The organism is Streptomyces sp. NPDC001194, assembly GCF_042896985.1.
In the GTDB taxonomy this organism is placed as follows: Bacteria; Actinomycetota; Actinomycetes; order Streptomycetales; family Streptomycetaceae; genus Streptomyces.
On the sequence record NZ_JBIAXU010000002.1, the window covers coordinates 160,878 to 184,031 of the forward strand.

At 72.3% G+C, this 23,154-nt stretch carries 23 protein-coding genes; 17 read left to right on the forward strand and 6 right to left on the reverse strand.

The features are described 5' to 3' along the window. Positions 1-30 precede the first annotated feature (30 nt). Together ACFY1T_RS05425 and ACFY1T_RS05430 are read left to right on the forward strand one after the other, a co-directional pair. A complete protein-coding gene (locus ACFY1T_RS05425; protein ID WP_030862458.1) occupies positions 31-390 on the forward strand; it encodes a histidine triad nucleotide-binding protein in 360 nt (119 codons plus the stop codon). Between the two features lie 4 nt (positions 391-394). Continuing rightward, positions 395-1,300 carry a ribonuclease Z gene (locus tag ACFY1T_RS05430; protein ID WP_390787062.1) on the forward strand — a complete coding sequence of 302 codons (906 nt, stop codon included), beginning with the start codon at positions 395-397 and terminating at the stop codon, positions 1,298-1,300. On the opposite strand, the gene ACFY1T_RS05435 is transcribed toward ACFY1T_RS05430, so the two are convergent. Next, the gene (locus ACFY1T_RS05435; protein ID WP_390787063.1) at positions 1,297-2,589 is read right to left on the reverse strand and encodes an MFS transporter; all 1,293 of its coding nucleotides are present in this window, start codon (positions 2,587-2,589) and stop codon (positions 1,297-1,299) included. The two genes, ACFY1T_RS05430 and ACFY1T_RS05435, sit on opposite strands and share 4 nt — an antisense overlap. Positions 2,590-2,841: 252 nt before the next feature. Here ACFY1T_RS05435 and ACFY1T_RS05440 point away from each other — a divergent pair, with 252 nt between their 5' ends. From ACFY1T_RS05440 to ACFY1T_RS05465, 6 genes are all read left to right on the forward strand, one after another. After that, positions 2,842-3,930 (forward strand): carbohydrate kinase family protein, encoded by a 1,089-nt coding sequence (locus ACFY1T_RS05440; RefSeq protein WP_390787423.1) that lies wholly within the window; start codon positions 2,842-2,844, stop codon positions 3,928-3,930. A 150-nt stretch (positions 3,931-4,080) separates the two neighbouring features. Further along, positions 4,081-5,127, forward strand: coding sequence for a PhoH family protein (locus ACFY1T_RS05445; protein ID WP_390787064.1), 1,047 nt, complete (start codon positions 4,081-4,083; stop codon positions 5,125-5,127). Between the two features lie 13 nt (positions 5,128-5,140). After that, entirely contained in the window at positions 5,141-5,638 is a 498-nt protein-coding gene (ybeY, locus tag ACFY1T_RS05450; RefSeq protein WP_030862467.1) for an rRNA maturation RNase YbeY, read from the forward strand. Further along, entirely contained in the window at positions 5,635-6,939 is a 1,305-nt protein-coding gene (locus tag ACFY1T_RS05455) for a hemolysin family protein (RefSeq protein ID WP_390787065.1), read from the forward strand. Before ybeY ends, ACFY1T_RS05455 begins: the two co-directional genes overlap by 4 nt. Then, on the forward strand, positions 6,936-7,289 hold the full coding sequence (locus ACFY1T_RS05460) for an MmcQ/YjbR family DNA-binding protein (protein ID WP_390787066.1): 354 nt from the start codon (positions 6,936-6,938) through the stop codon (positions 7,287-7,289). Before ACFY1T_RS05455 ends, ACFY1T_RS05460 begins: the two co-directional genes overlap by 4 nt. A 174-nt stretch (positions 7,290-7,463) precedes the next feature. Beyond that, positions 7,464-7,832 (forward strand): cytidine deaminase, encoded by a 369-nt coding sequence (locus tag ACFY1T_RS05465; RefSeq protein WP_199813666.1) that lies wholly within the window; start codon positions 7,464-7,466, stop codon positions 7,830-7,832. Between the two features lie 27 nt (positions 7,833-7,859). Here ACFY1T_RS05465 and ACFY1T_RS05470 read toward each other — a convergent pair whose 3' ends face one another. Then, a complete protein-coding gene (locus tag ACFY1T_RS05470; RefSeq protein WP_390787067.1) occupies positions 7,860-9,173 on the reverse strand; it encodes an MFS transporter in 1,314 nt (437 codons plus the stop codon). A 71-nt stretch (positions 9,174-9,244) separates the two neighbouring features. On the opposite strand from ACFY1T_RS05470, the gene ACFY1T_RS05475 reads away from it, so the two are divergent. From ACFY1T_RS05475 to era, 3 genes are all read left to right on the forward strand, one after another. After that, positions 9,245-10,237, forward strand: a complete 993-nt coding sequence (locus ACFY1T_RS05475; protein ID WP_390787068.1) for a GlxA family transcriptional regulator — start codon at positions 9,245-9,247, stop codon at positions 10,235-10,237. A 131-nt stretch (positions 10,238-10,368) separates the two neighbouring features. Further along, positions 10,369-11,682 carry a beta-xylosidase gene (locus ACFY1T_RS05480; RefSeq protein ID WP_390787069.1) on the forward strand — a complete coding sequence of 438 codons (1,314 nt, stop codon included), beginning with the start codon at positions 10,369-10,371 and terminating at the stop codon, positions 11,680-11,682. Between the two features lie 79 nt (positions 11,683-11,761). Beyond that, positions 11,762-12,712: a GTPase Era gene (gene era, locus ACFY1T_RS05485; RefSeq protein ID WP_030862481.1), complete on the forward strand. Its 951-nt coding sequence runs from the start codon at positions 11,762-11,764 to the stop codon at positions 12,710-12,712. 92 nt (positions 12,713-12,804) lie between these two features. Here era and ACFY1T_RS05490 read toward each other — a convergent pair whose 3' ends face one another. From ACFY1T_RS05490 to ACFY1T_RS05500, 3 genes are all read right to left on the reverse strand, one after another. Then, positions 12,805-13,476 (reverse strand): SAM-dependent methyltransferase, encoded by a 672-nt coding sequence (locus tag ACFY1T_RS05490; RefSeq protein ID WP_390787070.1) that lies wholly within the window; start codon positions 13,474-13,476, stop codon positions 12,805-12,807. Between the two features lie 94 nt (positions 13,477-13,570). Then, complete coding sequence (locus ACFY1T_RS05495) at positions 13,571-13,840, reverse strand: protealysin inhibitor emfourin (protein ID WP_390787071.1); 270 nt, start codon at positions 13,838-13,840, stop codon at positions 13,571-13,573. Between the two features lie 9 nt (positions 13,841-13,849). Next, positions 13,850-14,914 (reverse strand): M4 family metallopeptidase, encoded by a 1,065-nt coding sequence (locus tag ACFY1T_RS05500; RefSeq protein WP_390787072.1) that lies wholly within the window; start codon positions 14,912-14,914, stop codon positions 13,850-13,852. A gap of 364 nt (positions 14,915-15,278) precedes the next feature. Here ACFY1T_RS05500 and leuA point away from each other — a divergent pair, with 364 nt between their 5' ends. After that, entirely contained in the window at positions 15,279-17,042 is a 1,764-nt protein-coding gene (leuA, locus tag ACFY1T_RS05505; protein WP_390787073.1) for a 2-isopropylmalate synthase, read from the forward strand. A 61-nt stretch (positions 17,043-17,103) separates the two neighbouring features. On the opposite strand, the gene ACFY1T_RS05510 is transcribed toward leuA, so the two are convergent. Next, positions 17,104-17,862, reverse strand: a complete 759-nt coding sequence (locus ACFY1T_RS05510; protein WP_390787074.1) for an SDR family NAD(P)-dependent oxidoreductase — start codon at positions 17,860-17,862, stop codon at positions 17,104-17,106. A gap of 160 nt (positions 17,863-18,022) precedes the next feature. On the opposite strand from ACFY1T_RS05510, the gene ACFY1T_RS05515 reads away from it, so the two are divergent. The 5 genes from ACFY1T_RS05515 to ACFY1T_RS05535 all read left to right on the forward strand — a co-directional run bounded on the left by ACFY1T_RS05515 (position 18,023) and on the right by ACFY1T_RS05535 (position 23,029). Continuing rightward, positions 18,023-18,718, forward strand: a complete 696-nt coding sequence (locus ACFY1T_RS05515) for a TerB family tellurite resistance protein (RefSeq protein ID WP_030862512.1) — start codon at positions 18,023-18,025, stop codon at positions 18,716-18,718. A gap of 511 nt (positions 18,719-19,229) precedes the next feature. Beyond that, positions 19,230-20,774 (forward strand): nucleobase:cation symporter-2 family protein, encoded by a 1,545-nt coding sequence (locus tag ACFY1T_RS05520; protein WP_390787075.1) that lies wholly within the window; start codon positions 19,230-19,232, stop codon positions 20,772-20,774. 86 nt (positions 20,775-20,860) lie between these two features. After that, positions 20,861-21,607, forward strand: coding sequence for a DNA repair protein RecO (recO, locus tag ACFY1T_RS05525; protein WP_030862522.1), 747 nt, complete (start codon positions 20,861-20,863; stop codon positions 21,605-21,607). 11 nt (positions 21,608-21,618) lie between these two features. Then, positions 21,619-22,443 carry an isoprenyl transferase gene (locus ACFY1T_RS05530; RefSeq protein ID WP_030862524.1) on the forward strand — a complete coding sequence of 275 codons (825 nt, stop codon included), beginning with the start codon at positions 21,619-21,621 and terminating at the stop codon, positions 22,441-22,443. Positions 22,444-22,498: 55 nt separating this feature from the next. Beyond that, entirely contained in the window at positions 22,499-23,029 is a 531-nt protein-coding gene (locus ACFY1T_RS05535; RefSeq protein WP_390787076.1) for a YcxB family protein, read from the forward strand. Positions 23,030-23,154: the final 125 nt, after the last annotated feature.

Here is a 23,154-nt window from a genome sequence, read left to right on the forward strand (position 1 = left end):
GCCCGTGCCACTGTCTCGGAAGGCGAAGCAATGGCCGGGGAACCGCAGGCGGACTGCCTGTTCTGCAAGATCGTCGCGGGGAACATCCCGGCGACCGTGGTCCGGGAGACCGAGACGACGTTCGCCTTCCGGGACATCAACCCGCAGGCGCCCACGCACGTCCTGGTGATCCCCCGGGTGCACTACCCCGACGCCGCCTCCCTCGCCGCCGCCGAACCGGCCGTCGCCGCCGACCTGCTGCGCGAGGCCGGGCAGATCGCGGCCGAGGAGAAGCTCGACGACCACGGCTACCGCGTGGTGTTCAACACCGGCGCCGGCGCCGGCCAGACCGTCTTCCACGCCCACGCGCACGTCCTCGGCGGCCGCGGCCTCCAGTGGCCCCCCGGATAGCACCGTGTCCGTACGAGAGTTCGTGGTGCTGGGCACCGCCAGCCAGGTGCCCACCCGCCACCGCAACCACAACGGCTACCTCCTGCGCTGGGACGGCGAGGGCATCCTCTTCGACCCGGGCGAGGGCACCCAGCGCCAGATGCTGCGCGCCGGGGTGGCCGCGCACGACATCAACCGGATCTGCATCACCCACTTCCACGGCGACCACAGCCTCGGGCTCGCCGGGGTGATCCAGCGCATCAACCTGGACCGGGTCCCGCACCCCGTCACGGCGCACTACCCGGCCTCCGGGCAGAAGTTCTTCGACCGGCTCCGGTACGCCACCGCCTACCGGGAGACCGTCGCGCTCCGCGAGGAGCCCGTGGCCGCGGACGGGACGCTGGCACAGGGGTCCTCGTACACCCTCGAGGCCCGGCTGCTCTCGCACCCCGTCGAGTCCTTCGGCTACCGGATCACCGAGCCTGACGGGCGCCGCATGGTGCCCGAACTGCTCGCGCGGCACGGGATCAAGGGGCCCGACGTGGGGCGGATCCAGCGCGAGGGGCGGCTGGGCGGGGTCACGCTCGACGACGTCAGCGAGCACAAGCCGGGGCAGAGCTTCGCCTTCGTGATGGACACCCGGCTGTGCCCCGGCGTGGACGCGCTCGCCGCGGGCGCCGACATGCTCGTGATCGAGTCCACGTTCCTCGACGAGGACGAGGCCCTCGCGACCGACCACGGGCACCTCACCGCCGGCCAGGCGGCCCGGGTCGCGCGGGACGCGGGCGTACGGCACCTCGTGCTGACGCACTTCTCGCAGCGCTACACGGACCCGCAGGAGTTCGAACGCCAGGCCCGCGCGGCCGGCTTCGAGGGCGAGCTGACGATCGCCGCGGACCTCGTACGGGTTCCCCTGCCGAAGCGGGGCTAGCGTCCCACAGGGCGAAACCAGCGTTCCGCCCCGGCCTTCTGGCCGCGGCGGGCCGCCGGGGAGAGCAGCAGGACCCGGCGGGGCTTCCCGGCTCCGGTGGGGCTCGCGGGAGCCGGGATCTCGACGCGGAGTTCGGGTTCCGCGGCCGTGGCCGCCGGGCTCCGGCCCGCGTGCAGGGCGACGGCGGTCAGCGGCCCGGCCACCGCGAGCAGCAGTCCGCCCAGGACCAGCCCCATGCCCGGGAAGCCGAAGGCCTCGGCGAGCAGGCTGCCCACCACGGGCCCGCAGGCCGTGCCCAGCGAGGAGGCGGCGCCCGCGAACACGGCCCAGCGGCCGCGCGGGTCCAGGGCGGCCGCGAGGCCGATCACGTACGACAGGACGACCGGGTAGACCGCGTTCCACAGGATCTCCCCGGCCGCGAACCCGGTGGGCCCGTCCGCGGAGGAGGTCAGCACCACGCAGCCCGCGATGGCCGCCGTGCCCGCGCCGATCGGGACCGCCCGCCCCAGCCGGGTGCCGAACGCGGAGGCGCCCGTGACCCCGAGCAGGCCCGCGCCCAGCGCCACCGCGAAGACGGCGCCCAGGGCGGCCTCGGACAGTCCGGCCTGCTCGGCGCCGATCCGGCCGCTGACGCCCCAGAGGGCCTCCTGGGTCAGGGACCACAGCAGCAGGCAGCCCGCCAGCACCGCCCCGGCGCGCGGGTGCGGCGGCCGCCCGGAGCTGCGTACGGCAGGACCGGGACGGGTCGGCCCGCCGAGCCGGCCGGTGGCCGGCCAGGCCAGCGCCGCGACCAGCGCGATGGCCGCGAAGGGCAGCCCGTGGCCGCCGCCGAGGTGCGGCAGGGTCAGGTACAGGGCGCCGGCGGTCGCCGAGACGGACAGCAGCCCGAGCGACGAGACCCGGTGCGGGTCGCGGTGCCCGGCGATCCCGGCGGCTGTCACGGCGGTGGCGGTCCCGGAGCCGAAGCCGCCGACCACCACGCCCGCGACCACCAGCGGGAGCAGGGCGGTCGAGGCCGCGGTGCCGTAGCCCAGGGCGGCGAGCAGCAGCCCGAGCCGGGCCAGCGGGCGCGGCCCGAGGCGGGGGATCCGGGAGGCCAGGGTGAATCCGGCGGTGGCCGAGCCGAGCAGCAGGGCGGTGCCGACGAGCCCGGCCTGGGCGGGGCTCAGGGGGAGATGGGCGTCGAGGCGTCCGACGACGGTGGGAAGCAGGTAGGGGGCGACGTACCCGGCCGTGAAGAGGGCCACCAGGGGCCAGGCGGCGGGCGGCGCGGAGGTGTTGTCGGACACGGCTCTTCCCGGTGGTGCGCGGGTGGGGCGGGATGTTCCGCGAGGCCGCGGCCCCCTTGTCTATCAACTGCCCGGCGACCCGGAGAAGAGCGCCACGAGAGTGATGTGCGCCACACTGTGTTTTGGCCCTGCCCGGGGCGGGCAAGGCTGGCAGCTTTCCACCACATGCCCGCTTGCAGAAACGAGCCTTCGCACCAGCCCGGGGAGAAAACCGTGACCAGTCGGGACAGCCGCACCAGCCGCAGCGCAGCCATGGACCCGCTCGACAGCGCGGCTGCCGCCGTGGACCCGCTCGGTCCGCTGCGCAGCCCCCTGGAGCCGGGCTTCGACGTCTACCTGACCGGCACGGTCTTCCTCGACATCATCTTCACCGGCCTCGACTCCGCCCCGGTGCGCGGTACGGAGTCCTGGGCGCGCGGCATGGGCTCCAGCCCCGGGGGAGTGGCCAACATGGCCACCGCCCTGTCCCGGCTCGGCCTGCGCACCTCGCTGGCCGCGGCCTTCGGCGACGACCACTACGGCGAGTACTGCTGGGACGCGCTGGAGCAGGGCGAGGGCATCGACCTGTCGATGTCGCGGACCATCCCCGGCTGGCACAGCCCGGTCACGGTCTCCATGGCGTACGAGGGCGAGCGCACGATGGTCTCGCACGGCCACGAGGCCCCGCCACCGGCGGGCCCCGGGCCGTTCCCGCAGTGCCCGCCGCGCACCCGGGCGGCCGTGGCCTCGCTGGCGCAGGGACGGACGGAGCCGTGGATCGCGGAGGCGGCGCGGCGCGGGGCGCGGATCTTCGCGGACGTGGGGTGGGACGAGAGCGGCCGCTGGGACCTGGGGGCCCTGCCCGACCTGGAGCACTGCGAGGCCTTCCTGCCGAACGCGGGGGAGGCGATGCGGTACACGCGGACCGACTGTCCGAGAGCCGCGGCCCGGGCGCTGGCCGAGAAGGTGCCGGTCGCGGTGGTGACGATGGGCTCGGAGGGCTCGTACGCGGTGGACGGGCGGACCGGGGAGACCGCGGAGGTCCCCGGGATCGCGGTGGAGGAGCTGGACCCGACGGGGGCGGGGGACGTCTACGTGGCGGGCTTCGTGACCGGAACCCTGGCGGGCTGGCCGCTGGCGGACCGGCTGGCCTTCGCGGGTCTGACGGCGGCCCTGTCGGTCCAGGAGTTCGGCGGCTCCCTGTCGGCCCCGGGCTGGCCGGAGGTGGCCCACTGGTGGCGCACGGCCGCGGAGCCCCTGCGGCCGCGCTACGGCTTCCTGGACGCGCTGGTCCCGCCGGGCGGGGAGCCGGCGTCCCGGCGCCGGGCGGTCCCGACCATCGGCTTCCGCCACCCGGTCTGACCGCGGCGGATCCGGCCGGGACGGGGCCGGGGGCGGGCGGTGGAAAACCCCTCGGGGATGGCGTGGCGGAGTCGTACCCTTGGTACTCCGGAGGTCGTCGATCGGCGCGGCCCCTCAGCGGGAGGTATGTGCAGGCCACAGTGCCGGCCCATGACTCAGACACCCACAGCCCAGACACCGGCGCCGGGGCAGGCGCGAGCCCACTTCACCGTTCCGGCCAGGCACCCGATGGTCGCGGTGCTCGGCTCTGGTGACGCCCTGTTGCGCGTGATCGAGAAGGCCTTCCCGAAGGCCGACATCCATGTTCGGGGCAATCAGGTCAGCGCGGTCGGTGACGCGGCGGAAGTCGCCCTGGTCCAGCGCCTGTTCGACGAGATGATGCTGGTGCTCCGCACCGGGCAGCCGATGACGGAGGACGCAGTGGAACGCTCGATCGCCATGCTCAAGGCGAGCGGCAACGGCAACGGCCCGGACGAGACGCCGGCGGAGGTGCTCACGCAGAACATCCTCTCCAGCCGCGGCCGCACCATCCGCCCCAAGACCCTCAACCAGAAGCGGTACGTCGACGCGATCGACAAGAACACGATCGTGTTCGGCATCGGCCCCGCCGGTACCGGCAAGACCTACCTCGCCATGGCCAAGGCGGTCCAGGCCCTGCAGTCCAAGCAGGTCAGCCGGATCATCCTGACCCGCCCCGCCGTCGAGGCCGGAGAGCGGCTCGGCTTCCTGCCCGGCACGCTCTTCGACAAGATCGACCCGTACCTGCGCCCGCTCTACGACGCGCTGCACGACATGATCGACCCGGACTCGATCCCGCGCCTCATGGCCGCGGGCACGATCGAGGTCGCGCCGCTCGCGTACATGCGCGGCCGCACCCTCAACGAGGCGTTCGTCGTCCTCGACGAGGCGCAGAACACGACCACCGAGCAGATGAAGATGTTCCTGACCCGGCTCGGGTTCGATTCGAAGATCGTCATCACGGGTGACATCACCCAGGTCGACCTGCCGGGCGGCGCCAAGTCGGGTCTGCGCCAGGTCCAGTCGATCCTTGAAGGGGTCCCGGACATCCACTTCTCGCGGCTCACGTCCGAGGATGTCGTCCGGCACAAGCTGGTCGGCCGTATCGTCGATGCGTACGAGAAGTACGACGACAGCCAGGACGCCCAGCAGTCCCGGAACGGCTACCAGCGGAAGTAGAACCCAGCGCACCATGTCGATCGACGTCAACAACGAGTCCGGAACCGAGGTCGACGAGCGGGCGATCCTCGACATCGCCCGCTACGCGCTCACCCGGATGCGGATCCACCCGCTCTCCGAGCTCTCCGTCATCGTCGTCGACGAGGACGCCATGGAGCAGCTCCACATCCAGTGGATGGACCTGCCCGGTCCCACCGACGTCATGTCCTTCCCGATGGACGAGCTGCGTCCGCCGGCGAAGGACGACGAGGAGCCCCCGCAGGGGCTCCTCGGTGACATCGTGCTCTGCCCCGAGGTCGCCAAGAAGCAGGGCGAGGACGCCCCGACGCAGCACTCCATGGACGAGGAGCTCCAGCTCCTGACCGTCCACGGGGTGCTGCACCTGCTGGGGTACGACCACGAGGAGCCGGACGAGAAGGCCGAGATGTTCGGCCTCCAGGCGGCCATCGTCGACGGCTGGCGCGGTGAGCGCGGCATGACCGGTCCGTCCCCGGCCCCGACCGTCTCGTGACCGCCCCGCAGCTGATCACCGGCGCGGTGCTGCTGGTGGTGGTGGCCTGGTTCGCGGCGTGCGCCGAGTCCGGGATCGCCCGGATCTCCGGCTTCCGCGCCGAGCAGGCCGTACGGGAGGGGCGGCGCGGCAGCGAGAAGCTCGCGCAGGTGGCCGCCGACCCCACCCGCTACCTCAACGTGGCGCTGCTGGTGCGGGTCACCTGCGAGATGGCGGCCGGCGTGCTCGTCACGTACGTCTGTCTCGACGAGTTCGGCGACAACTGGAAGGCGCTGCTCGTCGCGATCGCCGTGATGGTGCTGGTGTCCTTCGTGGCCGTCGGGGTCTCCCCGCGCACCATCGGCCGCCAGCACCCCCTCAACACGGCGACGGCGGCCTCGTACGTCCTGGTCCCGCTCGCCCGTGTCATGGGGCCGATCCCGCAGCTGCTGATCCTCATCGGCAACGCGCTCACCCCCGGAAAGGGCTTCCGCAAGGGGCCGTTCGCCTCCGAGGCCGAGCTGCGCGCGATGGTCGACCTGGCGGAGAAGGAGTCGCTGATCGAGGACGAGGAGCGCCGGATGGTGCACCAGGTCTTCGAGCTCGGCGACACGCTGGTGCGCGAGGTGATGGTGCCGCGCACCGACCTGGTCTGCATCGAGCGGTACAAGACGATCCGTCAGGCGACCACGCTGGCCCTGCGGTCGGGCTTCTCGCGCATCCCGGTGACCGGGGAGAACGAGGACGACATCGTCGGCATCGTGTACCTGAAGGACCTGGTCCGCAAGACGCACATCAGCCGGGAGGCGGAGGCCGACCTGGTCACCACGGCGATGCGGCCCGCGGTGTTCGTACCGGACACCAAGAACGCGGGCGACCTGCTGCGGGAGATGCAGCAGGTGCGCAACCACGTGGCCGTGGTCATCGACGAGTACGGCGGCACGGCGGGCATCGTCACCATCGAGGACATCCTCGAGGAGATCGTCGGCGAGATCACCGACGAGTACGACCGCGAGCTCGCGCCCGTCGAGGAGCTGGGCGAGGACCGCTACCGGGTGACGGCGCGGCTCGACATCACCGACCTCGGCGAGCTGTTCAAGGTCGAGGACTACGACGACGAGGACGTGGAGACGGTCGGCGGCCTGCTGGCCAAGGCGCTGGGCCGGGTGCCGATCGCGGGCGCCTCGGCGGTCGTGGAGCTGCCGGACGGGCGGCCGCTGCGGCTGACGGCCGAGTCCCCGGCGGGCCGGCGGAACAAGATCGTGACGGTGCTGGTGGAGCCGCTGGCCGGGGTGGCGGGCGAGGACGGGGAGGGCGCATGACGCCGGCGGAGCTGCGCGCGTTCTGCCTGGGGTTCAACGCGGCGGTGGAGGAGTTCCCCTTCACGCCCGAGACCTCGGTGTTCAAGGTGCTGGGGAAGGTGTTCGCGCTGAGCGCGCTGGACGCCGACCCGCTGAAGGTCAACCTCAAGTGCGAGCCGGAGCTGGCGGTGCGGCTGCGGGCGGAGCACGAGGCGATCGTGCCGGGCTGGCACATGAACAAGAGGCACTGGAACACGGTGACGGTCGGCGGGCTGCCGGACACGCTGGTGCGGGAGCTGGTCGAGGACTCCTACGACCTGGTGGTCGCGGGTCTGCCGAGGGCGGAGCGGTTGCGGCTCGACCGGTCGTGAGGATGGAACACAGAGGGGACGAAGGTCCCGGAGCTGTGTGACCTTTGGATCGCAGGCCCTGCCGGTTGGGGACTTATGTTTGGTCCCGCGTGGCACAAGATCCAGGGGGCCACGGGGGACGGAGGGGAGAGCGTCTCGGCGGGGCCGTCGTGCGGCCCCGCCGAGACGCTCCATATGCTTTCGCCCATGACCGACAGCACCGGGATCAACCCCGAGGACAGCAAGATCATCACGCTGGCGCGCAGCGCCCGGGCCCGCAACGGGGTGCCCGAGGGCGCGGCGGTGCGGGACGAGACGGGTCGCACCTACGTCGCCGGGACGGTGGAGCTGGACTCCCTGAAGCTGAGCGCGCTGCAGACGGCGGTCGCGATGGCGGTGGCGAGCGGGGCCGAGTCCCTGGAGGCCGCGGCCGTGGTCAGCTCGGCGGAGACGGTGGCCGACGCCGACCGCGCGGCGGTCCGCGACCTCGGCGGCTCGGCCACCCCGGTCCTGCTGGCCGGCCCGGACGGCACCCTCAAGTCCACGACCCCGGCGGGCGCCTGACCCGAAGCGGTTCCGTGGCCGCCCCGCTCACGCCGTGAGGACGGGGCGGCGGCGGATCACCATCGCCATCAGCGCGGCCATCGCGCACAGCGCGCCCGAGGCGTACCAGACCAGGTCGTACGAGCCGAAGGCGTCGCGGGCCAGGCCGCCCAGGAAGGCCACCGCCGCCGCGCCCACCTGGTGCGAGGCCAGGACCCAGCCGAAGACGATCGCGCTGTCCTCCCCGTAGTGCTCGCGGCACAGCGCGATGGTCGGCGGGACGGTCGCCACCCAGTCCAGCCCGTAGAAGATGATGAAGAAGACCATCGGCGGGTGCACGGACGGCGCCAGCAGCATCGGCAGGAACATCAGCGAGACCCCGCGCAGCGCGTAGTACACCGCCAGCAGGCGGCGCGCCTCGAAGCGGTCCGTGAACCAGCCGGAGGCGATGGTGCCGATCACGTCGAACACGCCGATCACCGCGAGCAGTCCCGCGGCCGCGGTCACCGGCATGCCGTGGTCGTGCGCCGCCGGCACGAAGTGGGTCTTGACCAGGCCGTTGGTCGAGGCCCCGCAGATCGCGAAGGTGCCCGCCAGCAGCCAGAAGGGGCCGGTCCGGGCCGCCTTGAAGAGCACCGTCACCGCCCGCCGCGCGGCGCCGAGGGCCGGTGCGGGCTTCTCCGCGTACGTGCCCCCGTACGGCGCGAGCCCCACGTCGGCCGGGTGGTCGCGCAGCAGCAGCCAGACGAACGGGGCCACGACGAAGGCCGCCAGCGAGACCGTCACGGCCGCCGGACGCCAGCCGTGGTGCACCACCAGCCAGGACAGCAGCGGCAGGAAGACCAGCTGACCGGAGGCCCCGGCCGCGGTGAGGATGCCGGTGACGAGCCCGCGCCGGGCGGTGAACCAGCGGTTGGTCACCGTCGCCGCGAAGGCCAGCGCCATGGAGCCGCTGCCCAGGCCCACCAGCACGCCCCAGAACAGCACCAGCTGCCAGGACGCCGTCATCCACAAGGTGGCCACCGTGCCGCCGGATATGACGAGCAGGGCCAGGGCCACCACCCTGCGGATGCCGAAACGGTCCATCAGCGCGGCGGCGAAGGGCGCGGTGAGCCCGTACAGCGCGAGGTTCACCGAGACGGCGAAGCCGATGGTGCCGCGCGACCAGTCGAACTCCTCGTGCAGCGGCTCGATGAGCAGTCCGGGCAGGGAGGCGAAGGCGGCGGCGCCGATGATCGTCACGAACGCGACGGCCGCGACGAACCAGGCGCGGTGGATGCGCCCCCGGGCGCCCGGGGCGGGGGCGGGGCTCGGGGGAGTGGGGGCGGGAGCGGGCCGGGGGGTGGGGGCTGTCTGCGTCACGCCGACAGCTTCCGGCCGGGAGCACCCCGTACGACAGTGGCCTGACCGACACCCTTCGATATGATTGGGCCATGGCCCCCCACCGCGTCGTCGTCCTCGCGCTCACCGGGCTGCTGCCCTTCGAGCTCGGCATCCCGCACCGGATCTTCGGCCGCGCCAAGGATCCCGCCGGAGCGCCGCTGTACGAGATCCTCACCTGCGCACTCGCCCCCGGGCCGGTGCGCACGGACGCCGACTTCGCGGTCCACGTGGAGCACGGCCCCGAGCTGCTGGCCACCGCCGACACGGTGGTGGTGCCCGCCTCGTACGAGCTCGGGCCGGTGTACGAGGAGGGGCGGCTGACCGGCGAGCTCGCGGCGGCGCTCGCCCGCGTCCGGCCCGGGACGCGGCTCGTCTCCATCTGTACGGGCGGGTACGTGCTGGCCGCCGCCGGGTTCCTGGACGGCCGCCCGGCCACCACCCACTGGGCGCACGCCGAACACTTCCAGCGGCTCTTCCCGGCCGTACGGGTGGACGCCGGCGTGCTCTACACCGACGACGGGGACGTGCTGACCTCGGCGGGGGTCGCCGCCGGCATCGACCTGTGCCTGCACATCGTGCGCCGCGACCACGGGGCCGCCGTCGCCAACGACGTGGCCCGGCGGACCGTCGTGCCGCCCCACCGGGAGGGCGGGCAGGCCCAGTTCATCGACCGGCCGGTGCCGCGGCCGCAGCTGGCCAGTACGGCGGCGGCCCGCGCCTGGGTGCTGGACCGGCTGCACGAGCCGGTGCGGCTGGTCGACCTGGCCCGCCAGGAGGCCATGTCGGTACGGACGTTCACGCGCCGGTTCCGGGAGGAGTCGGGGGTCAGCCCCGGCGAGTGGATCGTCGGGCAGCGCGTGGAGCGGGCCAGGTGGCTGCTGGAGCGGACGGACCTGTCGATGGAACAGGTGGCGCGGGAGACGGGGTTCGGGACGGCGCAGTCGCTGCGCAAGCACGTGCAGGCGGCGCTGGGGGTGAGTCCGACGGCGTACCGGCGCACCTTTCGCGCGGCCGGCGGGCAGGGGGAGCCTGTCATCTCCTGATGGGCCATCAGTTGGTGCGGGATCCGTGCATTGACTTCTCCCGCCGCCCGCTCGTGAATGGCCCCCTGTCGGCGCGAGGTAACCCAGGGGGGCGGGCCGTGCGAACACGGGCGGGCAGCAGGAGATGGTCGGTGGCCGTCGGCGTGGCCGCGCTCGCGGCGACGACCGGGGGCGCCCTGGGCCCGCCCGCCGCGGCGGAAGGGGAGGCGCCCTCCGGGCAGGTGGAGTTCCCGACGCACTGCGCGGCGCCGCCACAGGCGGGTCTGCCGCCCGCCGACGGGCCGACCACGGCCCGGATCACCGTGGACGACCCGGCCCCGAAGGTCGGCGACACGGTGACCGTCACCTACCAGGTGGCCCGCACCCCTGCCGTCGACCCGATGGGCACCGGACTCCCGGCCGACGTGCTGACGCCGACGGGGCGGATCGTGCTGGGGGGCGCGCAGGTCGGCGAGGTGACCGTCGTCGGGGTGAAGCGCAACGATCCCGTCGAGGCGGGGGCGGGGCTGCCGGCCGTCACCATGACCGGCACGTTCACCGTCACCGGAGCCGGCGGGATCACACTGGCCCCGGGCGACTACACGCTGCACACCAGCCACATGGTGGACCTGGACACCACCTGCGCCGTGGCCGGGGCACCGGTGTCGCAACGGCTCACCGCGAGCCCTTCCCCGGCCACCGCCGGGGGGACCCCCGCCCGGGCCAACCTGCGGTCGGTCGCGCTCGGCACGGCGTACGGGACACCCGGCGCCGAGGTCGAGGTCACCGGCGCCGGCTTCGCCCCGGGCGCGGCCGTGACGGTGGCCGGCCGGGCCGGCGCCGCCGAGACCGCGGACCGGGTGGCGGCGACGGCGGACGAGCGGGGCGGGATCCTCGCGCGGCTGCCGGTCACCGACAGGGCGACGACGGCGGTGGTGGCGTACGAGGGCACGGCGTGGTCGGCGCCGCGGGGCTCGGGCCCGGCGGCGTACACGGTGGTCGCGGCGGCGCAGACCGTGACGCAGAGGGTGTCGGCGGTGGTCGGGCCGGGCGCGCTGTCGATGACCCAGGCGGGCGAGTCGATCACGCTGGGCGGGATCTCGTACGGGCAGGGCGGCGCGGCCCCCGGCCGGATCGGGACGGTCACGGTCACGGACGCCCGGGGCGGACCGGCGGGGTGGACGCTGAGCGGCAAGATCACGGAGTTCACGGGGCCGGGCGGGGTCCGGATCCCGGGCGCCTCGCTGAGCTGGGCCCCGAGGTGCACGGTGGCGCAGGGCGGCGCGGGCCGGTGCGTGGCCGGCGGCGCCGGGGTGGTCGGGCCGCAGGGGGCGGTGCTGGCGTCGGCGCCGGACGCCGCCCGGGCGGGCGGGACCTTCACCATCGACGCGACCGTCACCCTCCGGGTGCCCCCGTACACCCCGCCGGGCGCCTACCGGGCGGTCCTGACCCTGACCCTCTCGTGAGCCCGGCGGCGGCCGTTCCGCGCTCCGCCCCGCCCTCCTCGCGGCGGGCTGGTCGGCGCCGGGACCCGCATCGGGGAGAATGGCCCGTATGAGCGATCGTTCCCCCGAGTCCACCGCCCCGCACCGTGCGGGCTTCGCCTGCTTCGTCGGCCGCCCCAACGCGGGGAAGTCGACCCTGACCAACGCACTCGTGGGCACCAAGGTCGCGATCACCTCCAACCGGCCGCAGACCACCCGCCACACCGTCCGCGGCATCGTGCACCGCCCCGACGCCCAGCTCGTACTGGTCGACACGCCCGGTCTGCACAAGCCGCGCACCCTGCTCGGCGAGCGGCTGAACGACGTCGTGCGGACCACGTGGGCCGAGGTCGACGTGATCGGCTTCTGCCTGCCCGCCGACCAGAAGCTCGGCCCCGGCGACAAGTTCATCGCCAAGGAGCTCGCGGGGATCAAGAAGACCCCCAAGATCGCCATCATCACCAAGACCGACCTGGTCGAGTCCAAGCAGGTGGGCGAGCAGCTCCTCGCCGTTCACCAGCTCGCCGAGGAGCTGGGCTTCGAGTGGACCGAGATCGTCCCCGTCTCGGCGGTCGGCGACACCCAGGTCCAGCTGCTGGCCGACCTGATCGCGCCGCTGCTGCCGGAGAGCCCGCCGCTGTACCCGGAGGGCGACCTCACCGACGAGCCCGAGATGGTGATGGTCGCGGAGCTGATCCGCGAGGCCGCGCTGGAGGGCGTCCGGGACGAGCTCCCGCACTCCATCGCCGTCGTGGTCGAGGAGATGATCCCCCGGGAGAACCGCCCGGCGGACCGCCCGCTGCTGGACATCCACGCGAACGTCTACATCGAGCGCCCCAGCCAGAAGGGCATCATCATCGGCCCGAAGGGCTCCCGGCTGAAGGAGGTCGGGATGAAGTCGCGCAAGCACATCGAGGCGCTGCTCGGCACCCCGGTCTTCCTCGACCTGCACGTCAAGGTCGCCAAGGACTGGCAGCGCGACCCCAAGCAGCTGCGCAAGCTGGGCTTCTGAGGCCCGCGGCCGAACCGGCCGCACCGCACGACGACGGACGGACGCGGCCCCCGCCGGGGGCCGCGTCCGTCCGTCGTCGTGGTGCGGGGCCGCTACGCGGGCCGGCGTACCCGCACCACGTTGTCCGTACGGTGCCCCGGCGTGCCGTCGGGCTTCGCCTGGACCCGCTCGGTCTCCTCGGCCCGCAGCACCTCCCAGCCCGCCGTGACCGGCTCCAGCTGCGCGAGGACCTCCTCGGGCGTGGGGAAGTGCGCCTCCTCCCGGTCCTCCTGCCACGGCGCCCATCCGGCGTGGCCGACCACCAGCAGGGTGCCGCCGGGCGCCACGGCCGCAGCCGCCGTGCGCAGGACGGCGTCCCGCGGGAAGTCCCCGTAGTTGTGCAGGAAGCAGGCCGAGACGAGGTCGAACTCCCCCTGCGGGAAGGACTCCGTGAGATCGTGGCGCGCGAAGGAGACCCGGTCCGCGACCCCGGCGTCCGCCGCGTGCCCGGCCGCCCGGCCGAGGGCGACCCCGGAGATGTCGGTGCCGGTGACGGTCCACCCGCGGCGGGCCAGCCAGACGGCGTCGCCGCCCTCCCCGCAGCCGAGGTCCAGGGCCCGCCCCGGGGCGAGGCCGGACACCTCGCGCACCAGCATGGCGTTGGCCTCGCCGCTCCAGATCCGGTCGCTCTCCGCGTAGCGGCCGTCCCAGAACTCCGCTCCCGCCGGGGGTCCGGACGCCGGGGGGTGCTGGGTGTGCGTGTGCGCGTGCGCGTGCTCGGTCATGGGTTCCTCTTCCCGTACGGGTGCCGGTACGGCCGATGCTCCGCCGCCGGCGCCCGCCCGGGCAAACCCTGTTGCCGTTCCGGCAACACGCCGCTCAGGCGCCCTCCTTGAGCAGCCGGGAGATCAGCGTCCGCTGTGCCTGCGACAGGTTCGGCTCCCGGCAGGAGACGGTCCGGTCGTCGACGGTGATCCGGTACGAGAACCCGTCCCGCACCCGGTCCGACCCGGGGGCGGGCGGGACGGGCCGCAGCGCGAGCCGGGCCAGGGCCCGCCACTCGTCCTCGTCGGGCCGGCCCGAGGTGTCCACCTCGGCCCGGCGCTCGATCCCCGCGAAGCCGCCCGTCCGCACCACCAGAATCCGCATGTCGGCCTCCTACCCCAGGCCGACCGCCGACCACGCCTTCTGGAGGGCCTGGTGCTCCGCGCCGCCGTCCCCGTACAGGCTCACCGCGGAGGCGACCGACAGCCGGGCGAAGTCCTTGAAGTCCGCGTCCGAGGCCAGCTCGCCGCCGGTCAGCGTGGCGTACCAGATCCGCCCGGCCCGCTCCCACGCCTTGCCGCCGAGTTCGGTCGCCAGCAGGTAGAAGGCGTGGTTCGGGATGCCCGAGTTGATGTGCACCCCGCCGTTGTCCTGCGAGGTCCTCACGTAGTCGTCCATCGTCGCCGGCTGCGGGTCCTTGCCGAGCTCGTCGTCGTCGTACGCCGTGCCGGGCGCCTTCATCGAGCGCAGCGCGACCCCGCTGACGTTCGGTCCCAGCAGGCCGGCGCCGATCAGCCAGTCCGCGTCCTGGGCCGTCTGGTCCAGCGAGTACTGCTTGATCAGCGAGCCGAAGACGTCCGACATCGACTCGTTCAGCGCGCCGGACTGCCCGTGGTACTCGAGGTTCGCGGTGTACTGGGTGACCCCGTGCGTGAGCTCGTGCCCGATGACGTCGATCGACACGGTGAAGTCGAGGAAGATGTCCCCGTCCCCGTCGCCGAACACCATCTGCTGTCCGTCCCAGAAGGCGTTGTTGTAGTCCTGCCCGTAGTGGACGCTCGCGTCCAGGGCCAGCCCGGAGTCGTCGATCGAGTGCCGGCCGAAGCCCTTCAGGAACAGCTCGTACGTGGCGCCGAGCCCGGCGTACGCGCGGTTGACGGTGGCGTCTGCGGTGGGCTCGGCGCCCTCCCCGCGCACCTTCTTCCCGGGCAGCCGGGTGCGGTGCTGGGCGTCGTAGACGGTCCGGCGCGGCTCGTCGGAGACGGGCGTCCCCACGGCGGGGGCGATGCCGCGCAGGGTGGTGGCGCTGCGCCGGGTGCGCAGCAGGGCGTCGTGTTCGAGGGTGCGCCGGGCGGCGTCGGCACGCCGGAGCTCCTCGGACTGGGCGATCTTGTCGAGCAGGTGGGGCGGGACCACCGTGCAGAAGACGGGGTGGCGGGAAACGTGGGAGGCGTCCATCCCGGCAATGTGGCAGTGAGTCATCGTGGTGTCACTACCCGCAACCATGATTCATTCGGTTGTCTGAAAGTGGTCACGCCGCGTTGACGGATCGGCCGGACCTGTGGCCAAGAAAGCGGCTTAACTCACATTTGGTGTAAATCGGACAGGCCGGTCCCGCATACTGAAACAGGTCCTCGCGATACGGCGCGGCTCGGTTAGGCTCGGCCCATCATGCGTTTCGGGCTGCTTCTCCTTAGCTGCCGCGGCGAGGGTCTGTAGTCGTAGGCCGACCCCCTCCCCGCGGAGTTTGGTGTTGCGGTTTTTACGACCGCCGTCGGCCGTTCCAGCGAACTACACGCGGACACGCGAGGAGCCCAACGCCATGAGCCAGCAGCCTTTTGTCGGTCGCCCCACGCCCATCACCAACGCGACCCACTCCCAGAAGACCTCCGGGATGCCGATCCACAAGTACGGCCGGTACGAGCAGGTCGACATCGCGGACCGCACCTGGCCGGACGCCCGCGTGACCAAGGCCCCCCGCTGGCTCTCCACGGACCTGCGCGACGGCAACCAGTCGCTGATCGACCCCATGACCCCCGCCCGCAAGCGCGAGATGTTCGACCTGCTGGTGCGCATGGGCTACAAGGAGATCGAGGTCGGCTTCCCCTCCTCCGGCGAGACCGACTTCGCCTTCGTGCGCTCCATCATCGAAGAGGGCGCGATCCCGGACGACGTCACGATCTCCGTACTGACCCAGGCCCGCGAGGACCTGATCGAGCGGACCGTCGAGTCGCTGGTCGGCGCCAAGCGCGCCACCGTGCACCTGTACAACGCGACCGCCCCCACCTTCCGCCGCGTGGTCTTCCGCGGCTCCAAGGAGCAGATCAAGCAGATCGCCGTCGACGGCACCCGGCTGGTCATGGAGTACGCCGAGAAGCTGCTGGGCCCGGAGACCACCTTCGGCTACCAGTACAGCCCGGAGATCTTCACCGACACCGAGCTGGACTTCGCCCTGGAGGTCTGCGAGGCGGTCTGTGACGTCTGGCAGCCGTCCGAGGGCCGCGAGATCATCCTGAACCTGCCCGCCACCGTGGAGCGTTCCACGCCGTCCACGCACGCGGACCGCTTCGAGTGGATCGCCCGCAACCTGACCCGCCGCGAGCACATCTGCATCTCCGTGCACCCGCACAACGACCGCGGCACCGCCGTCGCCGCCGCCGAGCTGGCCCTGATGGCCGGCGCCGACCGCATCGAGGGCTGCCTGTTCGGGCAGGGCGAGCGCACCGGCAACGTCGACCTGATCACGCTGGGCATGAACCTGTTCTCCCAGGGCATCGACCCGCAGATCGACTTCTCGCAGATCGACGAGATCCGTCGCACCAGCGAGTACTGCAACCAGATGGAGGTCCACCCGCGCCACCCCTACGCGGGCGACCTGGTCTACACCGCCTTCTCCGGCTCCCACCAGGACGCCATCAAGAAGGGCTTCGACGCCATGGAGGCCGACGCGGCCGCCGCCGGCAAGACCGTCGACGACATCGAGTGGGCGGTCCCGTACCTGCCGATCGACCCGAAGGACGTAGGCCGCTCCTACGAGGCGGTCATCCGGGTCAACTCGCAGTCCGGCAAGGGCGGCATCGCGTACGTCCTGAAGAACGACCACAAGCTGGACCTGCCGCGCCGGATGCAGATCGAGTTCTCGCGGATCATCCAGGCCAAGACCGACGCCGAGGGCGGCGAGGTCACGCCGAAGGCGATCTGGGACGTCTTCTGCGACGAGTACCTGCCCAACCCGGAGAACCCGTGGGGACGCATCCAGCTGCGCTCCGGTTCGACGGCCACCGACAAGGACGGTACGGACACGCTGACCGTCGAGGCGGTCGTCGACGGTGTGGACGCGGTGCTGAACGGCACCGGCAACGGCCCGATCTCGGCCTTCTTCGACGCGCTGGCCGGCATCGGCGTCGACGCCCGCCTGCTGGACTACACCGAGCACACGATGAGCGAGGGCGCCTCCGCCGTGGCCGCCTCGTACATCGAGTGCGCGATCGACGGCCGCGTCCTGTGGGGCATCGGCATCGACGCCAACACCACCCGCGCCTCCCTGAAGGCGGTCATCTCCGCCGTCAACCGCGCGGGCCGCTGACCCCTCGTACGCGAACCCCGTCCCTCCCTCCGGAGGGGCGGGGTTCCGCCGTTCCCACCGGTCAGCGGGCCAGGTAGCCGCCGTCCACCGGCAGGATCGCGCCCGTCACGAAGGAGGCCGCGTCGGAGGCCAGGAAGGCGATGGCCCGGGCCACCTCCTCCGGCTCGCCGAGGCGTCCCATCGGATGGGCCGCGGAGACCTCCGCCAGGTACTCGGGGCCTCCCGGCTCGTCCTTCAGCGCCAGCACCCGCTCCGTACGGATGGTGCCGGGGGCCACCGCGTTGACCCGGATCCCGCGCGCGGCCCACTCCACCGCCAGGTGTTTGGTCAGCCCCGACGCCACGAACTTCGCCGGCCCGTACGCCGCCTGCCGGGCCTGGCCCGCCACCCCCGAGACCGAGGACACGCAGACCAGCGCCCCGCCGGGCCGCTCCTGCGCGGTCATCGCCTCGATCGCGTACTTGCAGGTCAAGAACATCCCCCGGCCGTCGATCGCCATGACCCGGTCCCAGTCCTCGGGGCTGGTCTCGTTCACGTCCGAAAGGGGGAGCACCCCGGCGTTCGCCACGGCGACGTCGAGCCTTCCGTACGCCTCCACGGCCGCTTCGACCATCGCCCGGTTGGCCTCCGGATCGGCGACGTCACCCGCCACGACGGTGATGCCGATGCCCTCGGCGGCCAGATCCGTACGCAGTTCCTCCACCCCGGGGCCATTGATGTCGGCCGCGGTGACCCGGGCTCCGGAGCGGGCCAGCAGAAGGGCGGTGGCCTTGCCGATGCCGCTCGCGGCACCCGTCACCAGACAGGACTTCTCGTTCACGCGGCAGAGCGTAGGGAAAAACGGAGGCGGGCGGGGACGCAGTTCGGCCAAGTCCCCCGGGTGGCGCAGGTTGTCTTGTCACACGACTGACGGATCCTCACCGATGTGGCTAACATCACGCCAAACCGGCGATGCTGCCGGAAGGTGACGGAGGTGCGACGTGCTGCCAGTTCGGGGTGGGGACGGCCGGAAGCTGACGGTCTGGGGCATCCGTACCACCTGGAGCACCGTGGGTGACGGGGAGTTCTTCTGCCCCGACTGCGGTGGCGACCGCAACTACCGCCGGCGCACGGGGCGCCGCCGGTTCACGGTCCTCGGCGTCCCGCTGCTGCCGCGCGGAGCGGCCGGGCCCGTCATCGAGTGCCAGGGCTGCCGGGAGCGCTTCGACACCGAGGTGCTCGACCACCTGACCACCACCCGCTTCTCGGCGATGCTCCGCGACGCCGTGCACACCGTGACGCTGGCGGTGCTCGCGGCCGGCGGGACCACCTCGCGGGGGGCGCTGGAGGCCGCCGTGTCGGCCGTACGGGCGGCGGGCTTCCAGGACTGCACGGAGGAGCAGCTGGAGTCCCTGGTGGAGGCGCTGGCCACCGACGAGGGCCGGCTCGGGCTGTACGACGTGCCGGAGTGCTGCGGCGCCGCGCTGGCCATAGAGCTCCACGAGGCCCTGGAACCGCTGGCTCCGCACCTCGCGGGGCCCGGACGGGAATCGATCCTGCTCCAGGGCGCGCGGATCGCCCTCGCGGACGGCCCGTACATCCCGGCCGAGCGGGAAGTGCTCGCCACCGTGGGCGCCGCCCTGCGGATAGCCTCGGAGGACGTCTCCCGTCTGCTGTCGGCGGTCCGGGCGCCGTAACCCTGACCGAAACGGCCTCGGTACGGGCTCGGTTCGGCCTCGGAACGGGCTCGCCGGGCCTTCGGCGGGGTAACGATCCGGCCTCGTGCGACTGAATCCGCCCCCCTTCACACTCCGCGTGAAGGGGGGATTCGTGCGTTCCGGCCTCGACCGTCCACCCCTTGGACACCCGGACGGAGCCGTGACCTGCACGTACGGGTTTCGCGGCCGCCGGCATTACGCCCCTGCGCAGCCATGCGCCAGTGGAGATACCCACAGACCTGACGCCCTCAGACGTCAACACTTTGTGGAAGTCCACGATATCTGTGAGCACCCCCACAGGCGTTCAATTCCGGTCACACGACGAGACGCCGCCGGTAACACAGCGGGGCTTCGATTCACGTGAACGCACTGACAACCCTGGCGAACAAACGGCTGGGGGCCCCTCCCGGCGGTAGCCGGGTGAGACCCACTTCGCCCAGGGATAACCAGATTCCTCTCGTTTACCTACCTCTTGAAGGGCAAGGCAGAGATGGCACGTGTCGCCGCCCGGTTCTCCGTCAGCGGAGAGCCCAGTACGCACCCGGTCGACGAGGTGCTCCCCCTCCCCAAGCTGGCGCTGTACGGCTTCCAGCACGTACTCGCGTTCTACGCCGGTGCGGTGATCGTCCCGATCATCGTGGGCGGCGCCCTCGGCCTGACCACCGAGCAGCTGGTCTACCTGATCAACGCCGACCTGTTCACCTGCGGCATCGCCTCGATCATCCAGGCGTGGGGCATCGGCCGGATAGGCGCCCGCCTGCCGCTGATCCAGGGCGTCACCTTCACCGCGGTCTCCCCGATGATCGCCATCGGGCTCGGGGCCGGCGGCGGCACGGCGGGCCTGCTCGTCATCTACGGCGCGGTGATCACGGCCGGCATCGCGACCTTCGCCTTCGCCTGGCTGCCCCCCAAGGCCTTCCGTACGGTCATGAGGCTCTTCCCGCCGGTCGTCACCGGCACGGTGATCACCGTCCTCGGCATCGTGCTGATCCCCGTCGGCCTCAACGACGCCGCGGGCGGCCTCGGAAGCCCCGATTTCGGCGACCCGAAGAACTTCGCCTACGCCGGCGGCACGATGCTCTTCATCCTCGTCCTGATGAAGCTCGGCAAGCCCTTCCTCTCCAGCATCTCCATCCTGATCGGCCTGGTCGCCGGCACCGCCGTCGCCTTCCTGCTCGGCGACGCCAAGTTCGGCGACGTGAGCAACTCGGACTGGATCGGCATCACCACCCCGTTCCACTACGGGGCCCCGAAGTTCGCCTGGTTCCCGATCCTGCTGATGCTCATCGTCATGCTGATCACCATGGTCGAGACGACCGGCGACACGTACGCCGTCGGCGACATCGTCGGCAAGGAGATCGACAGCGAGACCGTGGCCCGCGCCCTGCGCGCCGACGGAGCCGCGACCGCCCTGGGCGGTGTCCTGAACTCCTTCCCGTACGTGGCCTTCGCCGAGAACGTCGGCCTGGTCCGCATGACCAAGGTCAAGAGCCGCTTCGTCGTGGTCGCCGCGGGCGTCTTCATGATCGTGCTCGGGCTGATCCCGAAGGCCGCCGCGATCGTCGCCGCGGTCCCGCACGGAGTGCTCGGCGGGGCGGCGACGGTGATGTTCGCGATGGTGGCGCTGGCCGGTATCCAGACCCTGGCCAAGGTCGACCTCAAGGAGGAGAAGAACGCGCTGGTCGTGGGCGTCTCCCTGGCCTTCGCGCTGCTGCCGGCGACCGTCCCGGTGCTCTTCAAGGACCACATGGACGCGGACCTGTCCTCGCTCCTCAACAGCGGTGTGACGCTCGGTGCCACCTCCGCGATCGTGCTCAACCTGATCTTCAACGGCCTGGGCAAGAGCGATCCGCACCAGGCCGCCCGGGCCGAGCTGCCCGCGCAGTCCTCGGCCGCGCCGGACGCGGCGCCCGAGGCGCAGGCGCCGGATGAGGCCGAGACGGTGGCCGAGGCGACCGTCGGGGCCGCCGTGGCCGCCACCGCCCCCGGAGCCGGGAAGAAGGATGCGGACGACGGGGCCGCGCCCGCGTCCTGACCCTCCCGAGGGGCGAAGGCCCTCCGTCCGGACCCGGGTCCGGACGGAGGGCCTTCCGCCGTCCCGGCACAGGCGACAATGGGCGCATGAGTCTGTTCCGCGACGACGGCATCGTGCTGCGCACCCAGAAGCTGGGTGAGGCGGACCGCATCATCACGCTCCTCACCCGGGGGCACGGCCGGGTGCGGGCCGTCGCCCGCGGGGTGCGGCGTACGAAGTCCAAGTTCGGCGCCGGGCTGGAACCTTTCTCCCACGCCGACGTGCAGTTCTTCGCCCGGGGCAGCGAGCTGATCGGCCGCAGCCTCCCGCTCTGCACCCAGACCGAGATCATCGCCCCGTACGGCAACGGCATCGTCACCGACTACGCCCGCTACACCGCCGGCACCGCGATGCTGGAGACCGCCGAGCGCTTCACCGAGAACGAGGGCGAGCCCGCCGTACAGCAGTACCTGCTGCTGATCGGCGCCCTGCGCACGCTCTCGCGCGGCGAGCACGAGCCGAACCTCATCCTCGACGCGTTCCTGCTGCGCTCCCTCGCCGTCAACGGTTACGCGCCCAGCTTCACGGACTGCGCGAAGTGCGGGATCCACGGCCCCAACCGGCACTTCTCGGTCGCCGCGGGCGGGGTCGTCTGCGGGGACTGCCGGGTCGCCGGCAGCGTCGTACCCTCGTCGGAGGCCGTCGCCCTGCTCAGCGCGCTGCTGACGGGCGACTGGGGGCATGCGGACGCCTGCGAGGCGCGGTACGTGCGGGAGGGCAGCGGGCTCGTCTCCGCCTATTTGCACTGGCATCTGGAGCGCGGGCTACGCTCCCTGCGATACGTCGAGAAATAGGAGCTGGACACATGGCACGACGCGGGATTCTGGGGCGCTCTCGCCGGGAGTACAAGGTTCCCGAGCCGCACCCGTCCGGTGAGCGCCCGCCGAAGATCCCCGGCGAGCTCGTCCCGAACCACGTCGCGGTGGTCATGGACGGCAACGGCCGCTGGGCCAAGGAGCGCGGGCTGCCGCGCACCGAGGGCCACAAGGTCGGCGAGGGCGTCGTGCTCGACGTGCTCAAGGGCTGCCTGGAGATGGGCGTCAAGAACCTCTCCCTGTACGCCTTCTCGACGGAGAACTGGAAGCGCTCGCCCGACGAGGTCCGCTTCCTGATGAACTTCAACCGGGACGTCATCCGGCGCCGCCGCGACGAGATGAACGAGCTGGGCATCCGGATCCGCTGGGTCGGCCGCATGCCGAAGATGTGGAAGTCGGTCGTCCAGGAGCTCCAGGTCGCCCAGGAGCAGACCGTCGACAACGACGCGATGACCCTGTACTTCTGCGTCAACTACGGCGGCCGCGCGGAGATCGCGGACGCGGCGCAGGCGATCGCGCGGGACGTGGCCGCGGGCAGGCTGGACCCGTCGAAGGTCAACGAGAAGACCTTCGCGAAGTACATGTACTACCCGGACATGCCGGACGTGGACCTGTTCCTGCGGCCGAGCGGCGAGCAGCGCACCTCCAACTACCTGCTCTGGCAGAGCGCGTACGCCGAGATGGTCTTCCAGGACGTGCTGTGGCCGGACTTCGACCGCCGCAACCTCTGGGCGGCCTGCCTGGAGTACGCCCAGCGCGACCGCCGCTTCGGCGGCGCCGTCCCGAACCAGGCGGAGCCGGGCTCCACGGCCTGAGCCGAGGCGGAAATGGCCGTCGCGGGGGCCCGGCCGGGGGATAGGGTCCGTTGTCATGGACACGGATGGAGAACAGGTGCCGGTACGGCTCAGCTACCGGATCACCACGGCGGACGTCGCGCAGGCGCTCCGGGCGCGGGACGCCCGGGTGCCCGCGGGGCGCCGCAAGCGGCTGCTGCTGATCGTCTTCGGGGTGCTGCTGCTGGCCTTCGGGGGGCTGGCGGCGATGGGCGACGGGCCCCTCACCCGGCCGCTGTCCGTCCTGGGCGGCGGCGTCCTGCTGCTCGTCCTCACGTTCTTCGGCCCGCAGCTCACGGCGCGGGCCTTCGCCGGGCTGCTGGCGAAGGCCGGTGAGACCACGGCGGTGATCGACGAAGCGGGGCTGTGCGTGAGCACCGCCGACACGCAGTCGCGCATCAACTGGGCCGCGCAGCCGATGTACACGGAGACGGCCGACACCTTCGTCACGCTCAGCGTCGCCAAGCGGGCGGTGGCCATGACGATCCTGCCCAAGCGCGGGGTCGAGGACCCCGCGGAGGTCGACCGCCTGCGGGCACTCCTCGACCGCAATCTGCAGAGGCTCTAGGGGCGTCTTGTCGATCAGGCCGGGTCAGGGAGCGGTGGTGGGTGCCGTGGATCGCAAGGCGGACGTGGGGGTCCCCCCGCCGAAGGCAGGGGGAGGAGGCGATGTGGTGTGTCGGCGAGCGAGGA